Source organism: Duganella sp. GW822-FHT06D06 (assembly GCF_058799615.1).
On the sequence record NZ_JBXALQ010000005.1, the window covers coordinates 186,813 to 203,801 of the forward strand.

A 16,989-nucleotide genomic window follows, 5' to 3' on the forward strand; every position below is an offset into this window, starting at 1 on the left:
CTCTCATCAGAAGGTGTAGGTGGCGCGGACGTTGTAGGCGCGGCCGATCGGGCTGGCGGCGCTGCTCAGGTAACCGAAGCTATACAGGCTGCTGTTGGTCACTGGCGGATTCACGTTGAACAGGTTGTTGACGCCGGCGGTAACCTGGATGTTCTTGAAGCCGTTGTAGGTCGTGGTGAAGTTCCAAACCTTGTACGAATTGATGTTGCGCCAGTACTGCTGCGCCACCAGGTTCTGGTCGGTGTACTTGGAATTGTAGTTCTGGGTCAGCTGGGTGTTCCAGTTGCCGGCGGCCCAGTTCAGCTTCAGCGTGTGCTTCCAGCGGAAGGTGATGATAGGCAGGCTGCTGGTGGTGCCGTTGCTGGCCAGTCCGAACTGGCCGATGTTCGACACGTAAGGGGTGCCGCTATCGAGCTGGTTGTCGAACTGGGTCAGGTAGGTGCCGTCGAGCGACACCTTGAAGTCGCCGTAAGGCGTACGCGGGAAGGCGTACGAACCCGATATGTCGATACCGGCCGCCTTCTGGCCGCCCAGGTTCATCGTGGTGTTCTTGATGTACTTGATGGTGTTGTCGGCGTTACGCACGAAGAACGATGCGTACTTGACCGGGTCGAGGAAGTAGACCTGTTCCGGCAAGTTGGCCAGCATATTGGTCATCTTGATGTTCCAGTAGTCGATCGACACCATCGCCGACTTGGTCGGCTCGAACACGGTACCCAGCGTGAAGCCGCGCGATTTTTCCGGCACCAGTTCCGGATTGGAGCCGGTCTGCTTGGGCAGCGTGGTGTTGCAGACGGCCGATGCGACCAGGCCAGGCAGCGCCGTGCCGGTACCGGCCACGCCAGGCTTGCCGCCGGGGCACAGGACCGGATCGTCCCATTTGGCCGAAGTCAGGCCGGTGGCGCCGGCCAGGCGGTAGCCGTAGCGGTCGAACAGCGTCGGCGCGCGGAAGCCGGTGTTGGCCGAGCCGCGGAACATCAACTGCTTGGTCGGCTCGTAGCGGAAGCTGATCTTCGGATTGATGGTGTTGCCGAAATCGCTGAAATGGTCGTCGCGCACGGCGAGGTTCAATTCCAGCTTTTTTGTGACCGGTACATTCAGCTCGGCGAACAGCGCGGCGACGTTGCGGGCGCCTTCGCCGTGCGATGGCGAGGCGCTGGCGTAGGTGACTTCGGCGCTGAGCGGCAGTTTGGTGTCTTCGGTGGTGTCGCGATGGAAGTCCGCGCCCAGCGCTAGCGCCATCGAGCCGCCTGGCAGTTCCATCAAGGTGCGGCTGGCGGTCAGGTCGACGCCGGTGAAGGTCGATTTGGAGGTGCGGTTCTTGGCGCCGTCGACCCTGATGGTGTCGAGGTAGGCCAGGCCGGCCGCGTCCTGCGCGCCGAATGGATTGAGTGCGCCGCTTTTCAGGCCGTCCAGCAGGCCCTGGCCCTTGGCGTAGCCGGATTGGTAGTAATTGTCGCGCTGCGAAACGCCGACCACCAGGCCGGCCTTGTAGTCCCAGCCCGCCAGCGTGCCTTCATCGACCACGGACAGGCGCTGGTTCAGCTGCACGTCCTTGGTGGTGGCCAGGCCCAGGTCGGCCACGGCCCAGGTCAGGATCAGCGGTGCGTTGTTCAAGCCTGCAACCGCAGGCACGCCGCCGCTTTTACCTGGATACCATTTGCTGGTCGATGGCAGCGTGGCGCTGACGCCGCCGACGGCCAGCGCGTTGGTCGGGTTCTTGGCGCCGAGGATGAACTCTTCGCCGCGGGAGTAGTCGATGGTGACGACGTGGTCTTCGCTCAGCTTCTTGGCGGCGCGGGCGTAGAACGTGACCTGCTGGTTGGCGTACAGCGCGGTGCCGTATTCGTTGGCGTCGAGGACGCAGGTGCCCTTCTGGCCGACGATGGAGTAGGGCGCCAGGCAGCCGCTTGCGGCGTACGGGTTCTGCGCGGTCTTGTTGGTGGCGGTGGTGAAGTTGGCTGGCGTGGCGTTGCCGCCGGTGCCCAGCGTTGGCGGGCGGCCGATGCTGGTCAACAGGGCGGCGGAGCTCAGGTCGGCGCGGTCGCGCGCGGCCAGGCGGGTGCGCTGGTGGGCGTCGATGGTGCCGTAAACGCTCCAGCCGTCGCGTTCCAGGTTGCCCTTGCCCCAGGTGATGCTGGCACGTTGCTCGTCGCCGCCGCCGTTTTTCTCCGGCTGGACTTCCTGGCCGGTCAGCGACAGACCTTCGAACGAAGTCTTGGTGATGAAGTTGACCACGCCGCCGATGGCGTCCGAGCCGTAGATCGACGAGGCGCCGTCGCGCAGGATCTCGACGCGCGCCAGTGCGCTCATCGGAATCACGTCCAGGTTGGCGTAGCCGTCGGCGATCGCCTCGTTGGCCATGCGGCGGCCGTTCAGCAGCACCAGGGTGCGGTTCACGCCCAGGCCGCGCAGGTTGATGTTGGTGCCGGAGCCGGCGTTGGACGGCGCCAGCGATGCGGACTGCGGCAGCGACATCATGACGTCGGCCAGCGTGGTGATGCCTTGCTTGATGAAGTCCTCGGCCTTGACGGTGCTGACCGGCAGCGATGCCTCGGTGGCCAGGCGCTTGATGCTGGAGCCGGTCACTTCGACGCGGGTCATTGCCGCTTCTCCGCTCTGTTGCGCGGCCGCCTGGTTGGCCAGCGTCAGCACGGCCACCGTGATGGCCGACAGCAGCAGGCGGGGTTGGGCGGAACGGTTTTGGACCGAGTGATCGGACTTGTTCATGCGTGTCTCCTTCGTCTTTTTGAATAAAGTTATGCGCCGTGCTGGGAAAAGCACTGGACGTGATTGGAGCACCTCGCGTACTCCGTGCCGTTGAGACGAGGGCCGTCGTGGTGGACACGGGCCGAGGTCGCAAGACGGTCGATAACTTATTGCTTTGTTCGCGGACCGGCATCGAGGCCGGTCCTGCGGTACTGCCTTACTGCACACTACAACTTCTTTATCCGCGCGAGAAAGTGCGGGTCACGCGTTCCAGGTGGGCACGCATGGCTTTGCGCGCCGCCGCCGGATCGTGGGCGGCGATCGCCTCCAGGATGCGGCGGTGATCCTTCAGCGTTTCCTGGCGCAGTTCCTCGGTCTGGAAGTGTTCTTTTAACTTGTGCCACAGGCGGCCGCGCTGGTCCCACAGGTAGTCCAGCGATCCGACCAGCGCGCTGTTGCCGGTGGCGCGCGCGATCGCCAGGTGGAAGTTGCGGTCGGCCTGCTCGTTGCTCGAATAATTGGCGTGGTTCTGTTCCATCTCGACCACCGCCTTGAGGATGGCGTCGATGGCGCCGTCGGTGGCGACGCGGGCGGCGATGGCGGCGATCTCGGATTCGATCAGGCGGCGCGCGGACAGCACTTCGAATGGACCCGGGCCGGCTTCCGGCAGGTCGGCGGCCGAGGGTTCCGGCACTTCGCTGACGTAGACGCCGGAGCCGCCGCGCACTTCGATCACGCCGCCCAGTTCCAGCGCGATCAGCGCTTCGCGCAGCGAGGCGCGGCTGACGCTCAACTTGGTGGCCAGGTCGCGCTCCGACGGCAGGCGTTCGCCGCCGGCGATCTTCTCTTCGCGTATCAGGTCCTGGATGCGGTCCGCCACGATGCGGTACAAGCGCGGTTCGTGGGCGTTGCTATCGGCAGGGGCGGTAGTCTTTTTCAGCATCTGTGTCTCATATTCGTAGGGTGGCGTGGTATTGCCATCTGGTCAGGCCATTCTAAGGTGGTCAGACCAAATATGCAATGTGGACTAGCCAAATTAATTTTTAGCTGTCATACTAAAATCGTCATGCAGCTGCGGGAAGGGGGAGTTTACAGGGCTGTAGCCCAGCAAACAAGCCATATTCGCCTGTGGTGCCAAGGCCACAAACAGCGCCGGTCCGGGCTCCGGGGAAGTGGCCTGACCACTTCTGCAACGCACCAAACAACGCGAAAAACAACGTTCGCCGGGACGCAGGACCCGGAACAGGAAGACAAGGAATACACATGCCGACACCGACGATCACAGGTACGCCGCGCTACATCCTCATGCACGACAACGATAACGTCGCCATTGTCGTCAACGATGGCGGCCTGCCCGCCGGCGCGGTCTTCGCCAGCGGCCTGGCGTTGCTGGAAGCCGTCCCGCAGGGCCACAAGGTCGCGCTAATCGATATCGCCAAGGGCGATCCGGTGCGGCGCTACAACGTCACCATCGGCTACGCCGCGCACGACATCGCCGCCGGCAGCTGGGTCGCCGAGCCGCAGGTGGAGATGCCGGCCGCGCGCGAACTGGTCAACCTGCCGATCTCCACCAACCTGCCGCCGCCGGCCGAGCCGCTGGAGGGCTATACGTTTGAAGGCTTCCGCAATCCCGACGGCAGCGTCGGCACGCGCAATATCCTGGCGATTACCACCACCGTGCAGTGCGTGGCGGGCGTGGTGGAGTTCGCGGTCAAGCGCATCAAGGAAGAACTGCTGCCCAAGTATCCCAACGTCGACGACGTGGTGGGGCTGGAGCACACCTACGGCTGCGGCGTGGCGATCGATGCGCCTGGCGCGATGGTGCCGATCCGCACGCTGCGCAATATCAGCCTGAATCCGAATTTCGGCGGGCAGGCAATGGTGGTCAGCCTCGGTTGCGAGAAGCTGCAACCGGCGCGCCTGTTCCCCAAGGGGTCGATACCGATCCAGAACGGCGGCGGCGCCGATCCGGCGCTGGTCTGCCTGCAGGATGCGGCCCATGTGGGTTTCATGTCGATGATAGATTCGATCATGAAGCAGGCCGAGATCAACCTGGCCGCGCTGGACCGGCGCCGCCGCGAGACCGTGCCCGCCTCCGAGCTGGTGGTCGGCGTGCAGTGCGGCGGCAGCGACGCCTTCTCCGGCGTGACCGCCAACCCGGCCGTGGGCTTTGCCACCGACCTGCTGGTGCGCGCCGGCGCCACGGTGATGTTCTCCGAAGTGACCGAGGTACGCGATGGCATCGACCAGTTGACCTCACGCGCGGCAACGCCGGAAGTGGCGCAGGCGATGATCCGCGAGATGGAGTGGTACGACAATTACCTCAAGCGCGGCGGCGTGGACCGCAGCGCCAACACCACGCCCGGCAACAAGAAGGGCGGCTTGTCGAACATCGTCGAGAAGGCGATGGGCTCGATCGTCAAATCCGGCAGCAGCCCGATTTCCGGCGTGCTGTCGCCCGGCGAGAAGCTGACGCAAAAAGGCCTGATCTACGCGGCCACGCCGGCCAGCGATTTCATTTGCGGCACGCTGCAAGTGGCGGCCGGCATGAACGTGCATATCTTCACCACCGGCCGTGGCACGCCGTATGGGCTGGCCGAAGTGCCGGTCATCAAAGTCGCCACCCGCAACGAACTGGCGGCGCGCTGGCATGACCTGATGGACATCAACGCCGGCAGCATCGCCAGCGGCGAGGCCACCATCGCGGACGTCGGCTGGGAGATGTTCCAGCTGCTGCTGGATGTCGCCAGCGGACGCCGCACGTGGGCGGAGAAATGGAAACTGCATAACGCACTGGTGCTGTTCAACCCGGCCCCGGTGACCTGATAACAAGAGACTGAATCATGACCAAACCATTCAAACGATTGCTGCTGACCGGCGCCGCCGGCGGCCTGGGTAAAATCCTGCGCGACCGCATCAAGCCCTGGGCCGATGTGGTGCGCCTGTCCGATATCGGCGACATGGGCGAGGCGCGCGAGGGCGAGGAGATCGTCCGGTGCGACCTGGCCGACAAGGCCGCCGTGTTCAATTTGCTGGAAGGCGTGGACGCGGTGCTGCACTTCGGCGGCATCTCGACCGAGAACACCTTCGAGAACATCATGGCGGCCAATATCGCCGGTACCTACAACCTGTACGAGGCGGTGCACAAGCACGGCGTCAAGCGGGTGGTGTTCGCCAGCTCCAACCACACCATCGGCTACTACAAGACCACCGACTACATCGACGCCGACAGCCCGATGCGGCCGGACAGCCTGTACGGCGTGAGCAAATGCTTCGGCGAGTCGCTGTCGCGCTATTACTATGACCGCGCCGGCATCGAGACGGTATGCCTGCGCATCGGTTCATCGTTCCCTGAGCCGGTCAATCCGCGCATGCTGGTGACGTGGTTCAGCTACGATGACCTGGTGGAGTCGCTGCGGGTGTCGCTGTTCACGCCACGTGTGGGCCATACGATATTGTTTGGCGCGTCGGCCAATCCGGGGAGCTGGTGGGATAACAGCAAGGCGGCGCATCTGGGCTTCAATCCCAAGGACAGCTCGACGCGGTTTGCGGCGAACTTCCCGGACACCGGCGCCTATCCGCCGAAGGATGACGTGGCCACCATCTACCAGGGCGGCGGCTTTCTGATGTCCGGGCCGCAGTACCAGGACTAGTTCACTGTCGCGCCGTGGCCGGAGAACCGGCTGCGGTACTGGCTTGGGCTCACGCCCAGCTGGCGCTGGAACACGCGCCGCAGGTTCTGCTCTTCCACATAGCCGGTGTTGGCCGCGATGGCTTTCAGCGGCAGCATGGTCTTCTCCAATGCGCGGCATGCGGCCTCCAGCCGCATCGCTTCCACCATCCTGGCCGGCGTGCGTCCCGATTGGCTGGCGTAGGTGCGGGCGAAGGTGCGCGGCGTCATGCCGGCTTGTTCCGCCAACCGGTCCACGGTCAGGTTTTCGTGCAGGTGGGCGGCGACCCAGGCGTGCAGGTCGTCGAAGCGTCCGCCTTCGTGCGCCTGCGCCGCCAGCGGCACGCTGAATTGCGACTGGCCGCCGGTGCGCTTGATGAACATCACCAACTGGCGCGCCGTTTCGATGGCGACATGATGGCCGTAGTCCTCTTCGATCAGCGCCAGCGTCAGGTCGATGCCGGCGCTGACGCCGGCCGAACTCCACACCGAACCGTCCTGTATGAAGATTTTGTCGGCGTCGATGTTGATGCCGGGGTGCTGGCTTTGAAGCCGGTCGACCCACTCCCAGTGCGTGGTGGCGCGCTTGCCGTCCAGCTGCCCGGCGGCCGCCAGCAGGAAGGCGCCGGTGCAGACGGAACACAGGCGGCGCACCAGCGGCGCCTGGCGCACGATCCAGTTCACCAGCGCCGGCGGTGCGTAGTATTCCTGTCCCTTGCAACCGCCCGGTGCGATCAGCGTGTCGATGGCCAGGCCGTCCAGGCTGGCGATGGAGACCGTCATGACCGGCAGGCCGGCGCTGGTGGTAATCATGCCGCCGTCGGCCGAGGCGACGATGGTTTCGTACAGCGCCGGACCCTTGCCTGTGTGGCGCTTGCTGGCCGTGGCGAGCGCCTGCAACGGCCCGCACAGGTCCAGCAGGTTCATGTCGTCGTAGGCGAGCAGTACGACGCGCAGGGTTTTCTTTGACGGCATGGCGGAACTGGTTTGGTTGGCCTCAATGGTAGGAAGGATACTCGAATTCCAGTGCGACCAGCAGGGCGGTGCGGCGGCCGTAGCGTTGTTCCAGTCCTTCCAGCGCGCGGTCCAGGGCCTTGCCGGGCAGGGTGATGCCGGCGCTGGCCGGCAGCAGGCCCGGCGCGTCGGCGGCGCCTTGCACGCGGTCCGGCACGATGGTCAGGCCGGAGAGCGATTGCAGCGGCTCGGCGCTGGCGGCGACGGTGTAGACCTTGCTGCGCTTGGAGCGCGACCAGGCGTCGGCGGTGAAGGCCAGCGAGATTTCGTCCACGCCGGCGGCCACCGGTACGCCGATGCTGTCGCGGGAATGGAACCATTGATTGGTGTAGCCGGTGATGTAGGCGGTGAGGTTGGTGCCCAGGCGCGGACGGAAGATGTCGCTGTCGTGGGTGGTGCTCCAGTCGGCGACGCCCAGCTGTTGCGCCACCTCGTTGGCGCGCGCGCCGCCGGCGATGGCTTCCACCAGTGCCAGCGCGGTCGGCATGGCGGCGCTGACGCCGGCGCTGGAGATCATCTTGCCGTCGGCGACGTAGCGGATATTGCTGATCCATTGCGTGTCGGGGTAGTGCTCCTTGCGATAGGATTCGGTGGCCCAGTGCGCGGTGGCGCGCTTTCCCTTGAACAGGCCGGTGTTGGCGACCACCAGCGCACCGTCGCAGATGCTGACGACGGTGGCGCCTTTCGCGCCTTGCGCCGCAACCCAGGCGACCAACGCTGCGTCGTCCGGTTTGACGACGGCCGGCACGATGACGTAGTCGGCGCCTTGCGGGTAGCGCTGGTCGAATTCGGCGGTGGTGGCGTCGGGCTGGAGCTTCAGCGCCGGACGCATGGACAGCGGGCCGGCTTGCGTGGCGACGCTCAATAGCTGCACCGCGCCGGAGCGGGCCAGCACGCCGTAGGGGATGACGAAATCGGTCAATTCGGTGCCGCTGTTTTCGCCGACCACGGCGACCAACGGTTGGGCGCGGCCGAAGCGGTCCTGGTAGGCGGGAATTTCGCCTGCGGTGGCCAGTTGGCCGATCAGCAGGAAGAGGTAGATCAGTTTGCGCATTGGGAGGGTCCTGTGTGTGGTTCTGCAGGGATTATCCGGGGCGCGGGCCGTGGCAGGATGACATAAAACAGTCAATTCCTGCCACGGCGGTTTTTGATAGTTACATCCAGAACTGCCAGGACAGGATGACGGCGTTGTACACGGCGTGCACCAGCATCGGGCCGAGCAGGGTCTTGCTGCGCTCATAGGTCCAGGCGGCGCACAGGCCAAGCACGAAGACCGGCAGCATCGACACCGGCGGGTGGACGACGGCGAAGACTGCAGCGCTCATCAGCATGGCCGGCGCCGCGGGCATCGAGCGGCGCAAGCCGCCGTAGATCAGGCCACGGAAGATGAACTCCTCGAACAGCGGCGCCGCCAGCACGGCCAGCAACAGCAGCCAGCCGCGCGGGCCGGTCGATGCGGACACCTGCCTGGCGATCTCTGGCCACAGCGACGAGTGCTGCAGGCCGGCCATGTAGGCCAGGCCGACGGCGCAGGCCACGGCGGCTGCCGCCGCGCCGCAACCCAGCGTCAGCGCCATGTCGCCGCCGCGCAGGATGGCCGGCACGCCGGTGGTCTTGCTGCGCCAGTAGACGAAGCGCATCAGCACATAGACCAGCAGGCCGGATGCGGCGAAAGCCATGGTCACGGCTTTCAGCGTGGGCGTTGTCGTGTCCTGCATGATCAACAGCGTGGCCAGGCCCTGCATGATGAAAAACGCGGTGGCGGCGATCAGGCCGTCGGAGGTGGAGACGCGCGGCGGCGGCGCTGCGGCCGGGTCCAGCAGGTAGGGCAGGGCGTCGCGCGCCTTCTGCCACAGCGCCAGCGCCATCGATGCGATCAGCACCATCACCACCAGCTTCTGCGACCACACGCTGCTGTAGATCGACCAGGTGTAGAAGCTGGCCAGCAGCATGTAGAGGTAGATGTAGGTCGGTCGCACGCGGGCGCGCGCGTCGACCGCCTGCGGATCGCAGGCGAACACGCCCAGCGAGACGGCGATCAGCGAGTAGATCGGAATGCCGGCGAAGACCGTCAGCAGCAGCACCAGCATCGACCATTCGAAGTGCGTGGTGTACCAGGCGCTGATGCCGATGACCACCAGCGGGTAGAGCATCGTCAGCGTGCCCCACAGCTGGGCCTTTTCCTTCAACACGCTTTCGATCGAACGCGGCACGGTGTACAGCAGCCACAGGACCTGGCCTTCGTTGTTCAGCGTCTGGAAGGCCGACAGCATCAGCACGTAGACGCCGATGCCGAAGGCGATGGCGGCGGCGGTGGTGTGGTGCTGGCCCAGTTCCTCGAAGCTGTTCAATTTGCCGTTGAAGACCATCTGGCTGACCACGATCACCACCGGCAGCAGCAGCGTTTGCACGAGAAAATTGCGGTCGCGGCTCAGCAGTCGCAGCTCGCGACGTTTGATCGGCGACAGGGCGGTGGATAGCCAGGCGCGCAGGCCGCCGCGTGCCGGTGCGCCGGCGCCGGCCGGCTGCTTGCGCCGCACGCTTTCCCGCGAGCCGGCGTTGACGACGCCGTTGCGCAGCTGGTAGCGCATCAGCGCCACGCCTGCCCATATCAGCACGGCGGTTTGCGCCAGCAGCAGGGCGATGGCCTGCGCTGCCTGCGCCAGGCCGGCCGCCTGCATCGCTTGCAGCACCAGTCCCGGCGGCGTCCAGCCGGTCCATGCGGGGAAGGCGCGCGCCCAGTCCATCACGAAGCCGCTGGCGCCGGGCATGCCGAGCGCCATGACGAAATAGATCAGGGGCATGCTGAACAAGCCGGTGACGGCTTGCAGGTTGCGCAGCTGCGATGCCGGGAGCCACATGCGCAAGCCGGTGTCGGCCAGCGTATGCAGCAGCGCGGCCAGCGGCAGCAGCACCAGCAGCGCCGCCAACGCCGCCAATGGCGCGAACCAGCCCAGGCCCGAGTACCACGCGATGATGCCGAGCGGCGGCAGCAGCGCGAACATGCCGCTGAAGTTGGCCGCGCTGCGTTCCAGCAGACGTCCCCATAACAGCGTGGAGCGTTCGACCGGCATGGTGACCAGCCACTCCATGTCCCAGTCGGGTTGCGCCAGTTCCTTGCTGCCGAGAGGGAGCAGCACGGCGAGGCCGAACAGCAGCGTGACCACCATCGTCAGGCCGTGCGCCAGCTCGGGTTGGAACGGTGCCTGATGCAGCTCGGCCGCGGTCAGTTCCAGGTTATCGTGGCGCGCGCCGTGTTTGTCGACCACGTGGCAGGCGCTGTCGGCGACCAGGTGGCAGCCCATGTTGAGCACCACGTTGCGCGACAGGCTGACGAAGGAGAAGGCCATAAACAACACCATCACCAGCGTCAGCACCCACAGGCTGCTCTTCTTGCCGGAGATGCCGTCGCGCGCTTTCTTTTTGCGGAATTTTCGAAACAGGTTGTTGGCCACCATGTTGCGCTGGCGGGTCAGGCGCATTTTGGTCATCAGCCAGATGGCGCGCGCCTGCGACAGCGGCTGTGCCGCCTGCCGCGTCATTCGGTGTGCTCCTCGGCGGCTTCGTCGGTGATCTTCAGGAACACGTCTTCCAGCGAGCCGCTGGCCGAGGCTTCGGCGCGGATCTCGTCGAGCGTGCCGGTGGCCACCAGCTGGCCGTGGTGGATGATGCCGACGCGATCGCACAGCTTTTCCGCCATGTCCAGCAAATGGGTGGAGACGAAGATGGTGACGCCGCGCGCGGCCGCCGCCAGCAGGCGCTCCTGCACGTCGCGCGAGGCGCGCGGATCGAGGCCGTTGATCGGTTCGTCGAGGATCAGCACCGCCGGATCGTGGATCAGCGCGCAGGCCAGGCCGAGGCGCTTTTTCATGCCCAGCGAGTAGTTGACGGCGTAGTCTTCGGCCGCTTCTTCCAGGCCGAATTCGGCCAGCAGGCGCGCGCCGCGCTCGCTCGCTTCGGCGCGCGAGTAGCCGTGCATCTCGCCGACGAATTGCAGGATCTCGCGGCCTCGCAGGTAGTCGTAGAAGATGGGGCTGTCGGGCAGGTAGCCGACGCGCCGTTTGACTTCGGCCGGCTCGGCGTGGCAATCGAGGCCGTCGATCAGCACGTGGCCGGCGCTGGGCACCAGGATGCCCATCATCATGCGGATGGTGGTGGTCTTGCCGGCGCCGTTGGGGCCGAGGAAGCCGAACACCTCGCCTCGCCGCACGGCCAGGTTCAGGGGTTTGACGGCATTGAAGCCGCCGTAGACTTTGGACAGTCCCTGGAATTCGATCATAAAGTTCCCGACAATGTTATGAGATTTTCTACTGATCATAGCATTGCCGGGAACCGGCGGGGAGGCGTGACCCTGCGTTAAGGGCTGGTGCGGCGCAGCACCACCACCGCGCCGCCGGACGGCGCCAACTTCAAGGGCAGGCTTTGCTTGGCCAGCACCTTGCGCTCGGCGACGTTCAGGTGGCTGGCGTCGGCGCCGTCCTGCATGACGTGGGCGCTGTAGTTTCCTTTGCCGAGGAAGTCGAGCGACACCTTGACGCTGCGCGCCTGTTCATTGGTCATGGCGCCGATATACCAGCTGTCGCCCTTGCGGCGGGCCGTGACGATGAATTGGCCGATGTCGCCGGCCAGCACGCGCGTTTCATCCCACGAGGTTGGCACCGTCTGGATAAATTCGGCGCCGTCGGCCCAGCCCTTGCCATCGGCGGTCTTGTAGGCGGCGGGGCCGTCCGAGACCATCTGGAACGGGCTGTCATAGACCACGTACATGGCGATCGCCTGGCCGCGGGTGTGTTGCACCATCGGCGAGTGGTTGCGCGGCTTGAACTGGGCTGCGGAGACGTGCTGGAAACCGCCCGGCGTGTAATCCATCGGCCCCAGTATCATGCGGGTGAAGGGCAGGGTGACGTTGTGGGTGGCGGTGACGCGCGCGCTCCACTTGCTGCTTTCCGCGCCCAGCACGCCTTCCTGGGTCATGAGGTTGGGCCAGGTGCGGTTCATGCCGTTCGGCGGCATGGCGCCGTGCAGATCGACCATGATGTGGTGCTCTGCGGCTTTCGCCAGCAGCTTGTGATACCACTCGACCATCTCCTGGTCGTTGCGGTTCATGAAGTCGACCTTGATGCCCTTGATGCCCCAGGCCTGGTACTGCGCCAGGGCGGCATCCATCTGCTTGTCCAGTTGCTGCCACTGCAGCCACAGCCACACGCCCACGCCCTGCGACTTGGCATAGCTGAGCAGTTCCGGCATGTCGATGACCGGTTTGGCGCGCGTCACGTCCGAGCCCGGCCGCGGTTCGATATCGCTGCCGATCGACCAGCCCTCATCGATCAGGATATCGTCCAGCTTCATTTCCTTCGAAAAATCGACGAAGGCCTTGTAGGTGGCCGTGTTGATGCCGGCATTCGGCACGTCGATCGCCCAGTCGTTCCACCAGTCCCAGGAGGTCTTGGCCGGTTTGATCCAGCTGGTGTCGGCGATCTGCGACGGCGTCGCCAGCGTCGGGATCAGCGAGGAGGCGGTCAGCGCACCCGGCGTGTCGCCCAGCATGACGACGCGCCAAGGCGTCTTGAAACCCTTGCCGGATAGTTTGACATCGGCGGAAACGATGCTCTTGAAGCGCGTGTACGGGTCGCTGTCGAAGCGCGGCGGCAGGGTGATCCCCACACCCACGCCGCCATCGCCGCGGCCGGACAGGTAGAAGCCCGGGTAGCCATTGACGTCGGACTCTGCGATGGCGAAGGTGGTCTGGCCCTGGCCGGTCTTGCACACCAGCGGCGCCATGAAGTTGTGGGAGTTGCGGATCTTCGATGCCTTGACCTGGTCGTACTCGGCCTCGAAGCTGGAATCGAAGCGGCCGATATTGGAGCCCCAGCAGTCGAAATCCTTGGCGAATCTGAATTCGGTCGTTTCGGTCCTCACCTTGAAGCCGCTCACACCGGTCTGCTCCGGCACCGCATAGCGGAACGCCACGCCGTTGTCGTAGGCGCGCACCACGATGTTGAACTTGAATGCCTGGTCACCGGCGGTGAACGCGAGGTCGGACTGGTTGTAGTGATCCGGCGCGCTGGCGGCCTTGCCCACCACGATGTGATAGGTGTCGTTGACGCTGCTTGCGGCCTGCCCGGCCAACCTGGCGCCGGCGCCGAGCTGGATCGAATCGAGCACCAGGCCGAGCGGCGAGGCGGTGATGATCGGCTTGCCGTCGCGGCTGACGGAGTACGTGAGTTTGTCGCTGTCGAGCGTGACGACGTTGCGGCCGTCGGGCGACGCGACCTTGACGGTTTGCGCCGCGGCCGATGTTGAAAATGCCGCGGACAGCGCAAGCACGCTGACGGCGAGAGGATGGGGTGACATAGACGACTCCTTAGTTATTAGTTGTTTGTTCGAAACACGCATTCGGGCCTGATATTGCGAGGTGAATACTAAATGCAAAACAGTTATATTGCAAACGATTGCAATTCAAATATACGGATCGATGAGTTAATGCGTTGTTAATCGTGTATAGCTGGCGCGGGCAAAAACACGAAAAATTTCATACATCTATACGTTTTTTGTTATTGCTAAGTTTGATTAACAACAAATCAAATCAATGCCAGATAGATATTTAAATACATTCAATGCAAACGATTGCAATCGAGGTATTTCAGATCTAGTATTCAAATCCCGGCCTGAACGCGGATGTTCGCGCCGCTCATGGCGTCTGCCGGCAACAGGTCTATCCATGCAGGCGCTTGGAAATTTCCAAAATTCATAAAAAAGATGCACAGGGAGATAAGTAACATGCATAAAAATACTTTGCGTAAAACCATATTGGCCGGGCTCATCGCTGAAATGTTGATGTCGGTTGGCGCCTCCGCGCAGACCACGGCGCAGCCGACGCCGGTTGAGACCCCGGAGCGAGTGGTGGTGTCCGGTATTCGCGCCTCGCTCGCCTCGTCGTTGTCGACCAAGCGTATGCAAGACGGTGTGGTTGACGCGGTCTCGGCGGAAGATGCCGGGAAATTTCCAGACACAAACATCGCGGAATCGTTGCAGCGGGTTACCGGCATACAGATCCAGCGCAATGGCGGGGAAGGGCGCTACATCTCCGTGCGCGGCTTGGGGCCTGAGTTTAACAACGTCCTGGTCAACGGCCGGACGATCACCAGCGACACCGGTGGCCGCGAATTTTCCTTCGATCTGCTGTCGTCCGACTTGATTTCGAAAGTCCTGGTCTACAAGACTTCCCAAGCCTTCTTGCCGGAGGGCGGGATAGGATCGACGGTGGACATTCAAACGGCGCGGCCGCTCTCGGGGAAGGCGGGCTACTCCGCCGTGGTCAATGCTTCCGATTCCTACGATACGAATTCGAAGAAGAACACGCCCAACCTGAGCGGAATGTGGTCGTTCGCCAATGAGACGCGGACGTTCGGCGTGGTCGGGTCGCTGTCGTACACCGATCGTGCTTCCAAGCAGAAAAAAGCCATCAACGACGGCTGGACCTTCCGGGATGTGACGATGATCGACGGCGATCTCAATTCCAAAGGGTTGACGATGGCCAACGTGTCGAATAAGAAGCTCTACATGCCTTCGAGTTTCGGTTATCAGCAGGAAGATGAAAGCCGCAAGCGCCTGGTCGCCAATGTCACGCTTCAATACAACCCATCGCCGACCTGGAAAATCACCGCCGACGCCCTGTATTCCCGTCTCGATCAGAAAAATAATGTGTTTGCCTTCAGCGACTGGAATAATCCGGCCCAACTCGCTGTTAAATATGACGGCGGCAACCAGGTGACCAGTTTCATTCGTCCCGGGTCGATCTTTTACGCGAACAATCCCGCGCTGGTGGGGAATGGCAATCCTTTATCCGACGTTAATGCCAACGACATGATCGTCAAGGGCGGCGATCGCCTGTCGATCACCCAGGCTTTTGGATTGAACTCGAAATGGAAGCTGTCGCAAGAGTGGAAAGCGGAAGGCGATGTGTCGAGTTCACGCTCGACCTCCAAGTCGCCCGATATGTTCATGGTGGCCGGCATCGTGCCCAAACATGGCGACCTGCTGACCTTTGGCAGCACTCCCGTGCTGACTTTGGGCGACGGCATCACCGATCCCGCATCGGTGCGTGCCCATGCGGTATCCAATGGCGACGTCAACAACCTCGATGCCCTGCATGAAGGGCGCTTGAGCTTGTCCTGGGATCACGAGGCCGGCTATTTCAAAGGGATTGATGCCGGCGTGGCGTATTCGCAGCGCGGGGTTGAACGTACCGAGTGGAAGAATGACGCCTGGAATTCCTTCAGCGGGTATCACCTTGCGTTGCCGGCCTCCCTGTTCACGGTGACGCCGATGGATAACTTTTTTGGCGCCGCCGGACAAACGCCTGCCGCCTATCTCAGTTACGATCCGTACGCCTACATGAATTATTTGAATCAGCCCGCGTTGTTGGGGCAATCCAATGATCCGGCCACGTATTCCAATCTGGCCAAGTATCCGAACGGCCCCATGGCGATCGACTATACGACGCCGTCGATGTGGGGCGTCAAGGAAAAAGTCTCCAGCGTCTTCATGGACAGCAAATGGGAAGGCGCCGGCTGGTCCATGAACGCGGGTCTGCGCATGGTGCACGTCAACTCCACTTCCACCGGCATCAGCCGGGTCTTGCTGTCGGCGGTGAAAAGCCCCAACGATACGACGTTCATTTCCAACTGGGGGCCGAGCACCACGACCACGGTCAGCAATAGCTACAACAGCTTCCTGCCGTCGGCCAATTTGAAATTCGACCTGAGCAGCACAATGCTGTTGCGTTTGGCGGCCTCCAAAACGGAGACGCGGCCGACCTTGAGTCAGATGGGTGTCGATAACACCTACGGTGGGCGCTTCGGCGATGTGCAAACCGGCGGCGGCAATCCATACTTGAAGCCCATGCAGTCAAAAAACCTGGACCTGTCGTATGAATGGTATCTGTCGAAGACCAATTTCATCGGTGGCGCCATTTTTATGAAGAAGGTCTCCAACTTTCTTGAGAAAAAATTGGTGGACATGAAGATTCCTCAGTTCAATGAGGTCGTTCACGACACCCGCGTGCGGAATGGGCAGGAAGGAAAAATCAAGGGTGTGGAGGTCGCAGGTCAATACGCCTTCGATGCCGCTATTCCGTTGCTGCAAGGGTTTGGTGTGGCCGCGAACTATACCTATGTCGATGCGAACGCGACCCGCGACAGCGACAGCGGCGCGGCCGCTTGCGGCTATCCCGGGTTGTCGCCGCAATCCTATAACGGCTCGGTGTTTTTTGAAAATGGCGATTTCCAGGCGCGGATGAGCTACAACTGGCGCAACCGTTTCTCCGTCGATTGTGGCGGCGGCAGCACGCTGCCGCGCACCCGCGCCGCCTATGGACAGACCGATGCCAGCCTGCGCTACAACGTGTCGCGCTCGGTGGCGGTCTATGTGGACGCCATTAACTTGAGCAATTCCAAAATGCATGAATATGCCAATAACGAGAGCCAGTTCCTGACCTTCGAGGATGTTGGACGACGGTTCAGCGTTGGCGTCAGGGTGGCGTTCTAAGGCCCGGCATTTGCGGGCTAGACCGAGTGTCCAGTAGTTGCTCGGGC

The 16,989-nt window shown here is 63.2% G+C and carries 10 protein-coding genes; 3 read left to right on the forward strand and 7 right to left on the reverse strand.

All coding sequences use genetic code 11. The features are described 5' to 3' along the window. Window positions 1-6: 6 nt before the first annotated feature. Window positions 7-2,730 carry a TonB-dependent receptor gene (locus tag AC1RMD_RS11580; RefSeq protein ID WP_492926740.1) on the reverse strand — a complete coding sequence of 908 codons (2,724 nt, stop codon included), beginning with the start codon at window positions 2,728-2,730 and terminating at the stop codon, window positions 7-9. A gap of 217 nt (window positions 2,731-2,947) precedes the next feature. Continuing rightward, window positions 2,948-3,652, reverse strand: coding sequence for a FadR/GntR family transcriptional regulator (locus tag AC1RMD_RS11585; protein WP_492926742.1), 705 nt, complete (start codon window positions 3,650-3,652; stop codon window positions 2,948-2,950). Window positions 3,653-3,972: 320 nt separating this feature from the next. On the opposite strand from AC1RMD_RS11585, the gene garD reads away from it, so the two are divergent. After that, window positions 3,973-5,535 (forward strand): galactarate dehydratase, encoded by a 1,563-nt coding sequence (gene garD, locus AC1RMD_RS11590; RefSeq protein WP_492926744.1) that lies wholly within the window; start codon window positions 3,973-3,975, stop codon window positions 5,533-5,535. A 17-nt stretch (window positions 5,536-5,552) separates the two neighbouring features. Then, window positions 5,553-6,362: an NAD-dependent epimerase/dehydratase family protein gene (locus AC1RMD_RS11595; protein WP_492926746.1), complete on the forward strand. Its 810-nt coding sequence runs from the start codon at window positions 5,553-5,555 to the stop codon at window positions 6,360-6,362. Here the strand turns inward: AC1RMD_RS11595 and AC1RMD_RS11600 are convergent. The 5 genes from AC1RMD_RS11600 to AC1RMD_RS11620 all read right to left on the reverse strand — a co-directional run bounded on the left by AC1RMD_RS11600 (window position 6,359) and on the right by AC1RMD_RS11620 (window position 13,747). Continuing rightward, complete coding sequence (locus tag AC1RMD_RS11600) at window positions 6,359-7,354, reverse strand: GlxA family transcriptional regulator (RefSeq protein WP_492926748.1); 996 nt, start codon at window positions 7,352-7,354, stop codon at window positions 6,359-6,361. The two genes, AC1RMD_RS11595 and AC1RMD_RS11600, sit on opposite strands and share 4 nt — an antisense overlap. Window positions 7,355-7,376: 22 nt before the next feature. After that, window positions 7,377-8,447 carry a DJ-1/PfpI family protein gene (locus AC1RMD_RS11605; protein WP_492926750.1) on the reverse strand — a complete coding sequence of 357 codons (1,071 nt, stop codon included), beginning with the start codon at window positions 8,445-8,447 and terminating at the stop codon, window positions 7,377-7,379. 100 nt (window positions 8,448-8,547) lie between these two features. Next, on the reverse strand, window positions 8,548-10,935 hold the full coding sequence (locus AC1RMD_RS11610) for a CPBP family intramembrane glutamic endopeptidase (RefSeq protein WP_492926752.1): 2,388 nt from the start codon (window positions 10,933-10,935) through the stop codon (window positions 8,548-8,550). Then, window positions 10,932-11,672 carry an ABC transporter ATP-binding protein gene (locus AC1RMD_RS11615; protein ID WP_492926754.1) on the reverse strand — a complete coding sequence of 247 codons (741 nt, stop codon included), beginning with the start codon at window positions 11,670-11,672 and terminating at the stop codon, window positions 10,932-10,934. The genes AC1RMD_RS11610 and AC1RMD_RS11615 overlap by 4 nt, the downstream gene beginning before the upstream one ends. A 77-nt stretch (window positions 11,673-11,749) precedes the next feature. Beyond that, window positions 11,750-13,747 (reverse strand): glycoside hydrolase family 97 protein, encoded by a 1,998-nt coding sequence (locus AC1RMD_RS11620; RefSeq protein WP_492926756.1) that lies wholly within the window; start codon window positions 13,745-13,747, stop codon window positions 11,750-11,752. Between the two features lie 426 nt (window positions 13,748-14,173). Here AC1RMD_RS11620 and AC1RMD_RS11625 point away from each other — a divergent pair, with 426 nt between their 5' ends. Beyond that, window positions 14,174-16,942 carry a TonB-dependent receptor gene (locus AC1RMD_RS11625; RefSeq protein WP_492926758.1) on the forward strand — a complete coding sequence of 923 codons (2,769 nt, stop codon included), beginning with the start codon at window positions 14,174-14,176 and terminating at the stop codon, window positions 16,940-16,942. Window positions 16,943-16,989 lie beyond the last annotated feature (47 nt).

Bases quoted from the DNA above. Each gene is read 5' to 3' on its own strand.
- AC1RMD_RS11580 (WP_492926740.1), bottom strand. From the start codon at position 2,730: ATGAACAAGTCCGATCACTCGGTCCAAAACCGTTCCGCCCAACCCCGC.
- AC1RMD_RS11585 (WP_492926742.1), bottom strand. From the start codon at position 3,652: ATGCTGAAAAAGACTACCGCCCCTGCCGATAGCAACGCCCACGAACCG.
- garD (WP_492926744.1), top strand. From the start codon at position 3,973: ATGCCGACACCGACGATCACAGGTACGCCGCGCTACATCCTCATGCAC.
- AC1RMD_RS11595 (WP_492926746.1), top strand. From the start codon at position 5,553: ATGACCAAACCATTCAAACGATTGCTGCTGACCGGCGCCGCCGGCGGC.
- AC1RMD_RS11600 (WP_492926748.1), bottom strand. From the start codon at position 7,354: ATGCCGTCAAAGAAAACCCTGCGCGTCGTACTGCTCGCCTACGACGAC.
- AC1RMD_RS11605 (WP_492926750.1), bottom strand. From the start codon at position 8,447: ATGCGCAAACTGATCTACCTCTTCCTGCTGATCGGCCAACTGGCCACC.
- AC1RMD_RS11610 (WP_492926752.1), bottom strand. From the start codon at position 10,935: ATGACGCGGCAGGCGGCACAGCCGCTGTCGCAGGCGCGCGCCATCTGG.
- AC1RMD_RS11615 (WP_492926754.1), bottom strand. From the start codon at position 11,672: ATGATCGAATTCCAGGGACTGTCCAAAGTCTACGGCGGCTTCAATGCC.
- AC1RMD_RS11620 (WP_492926756.1), bottom strand. From the start codon at position 13,747: ATGTCACCCCATCCTCTCGCCGTCAGCGTGCTTGCGCTGTCCGCGGCA.
- AC1RMD_RS11625 (WP_492926758.1), top strand. From the start codon at position 14,174: ATGCATAAAAATACTTTGCGTAAAACCATATTGGCCGGGCTCATCGCT.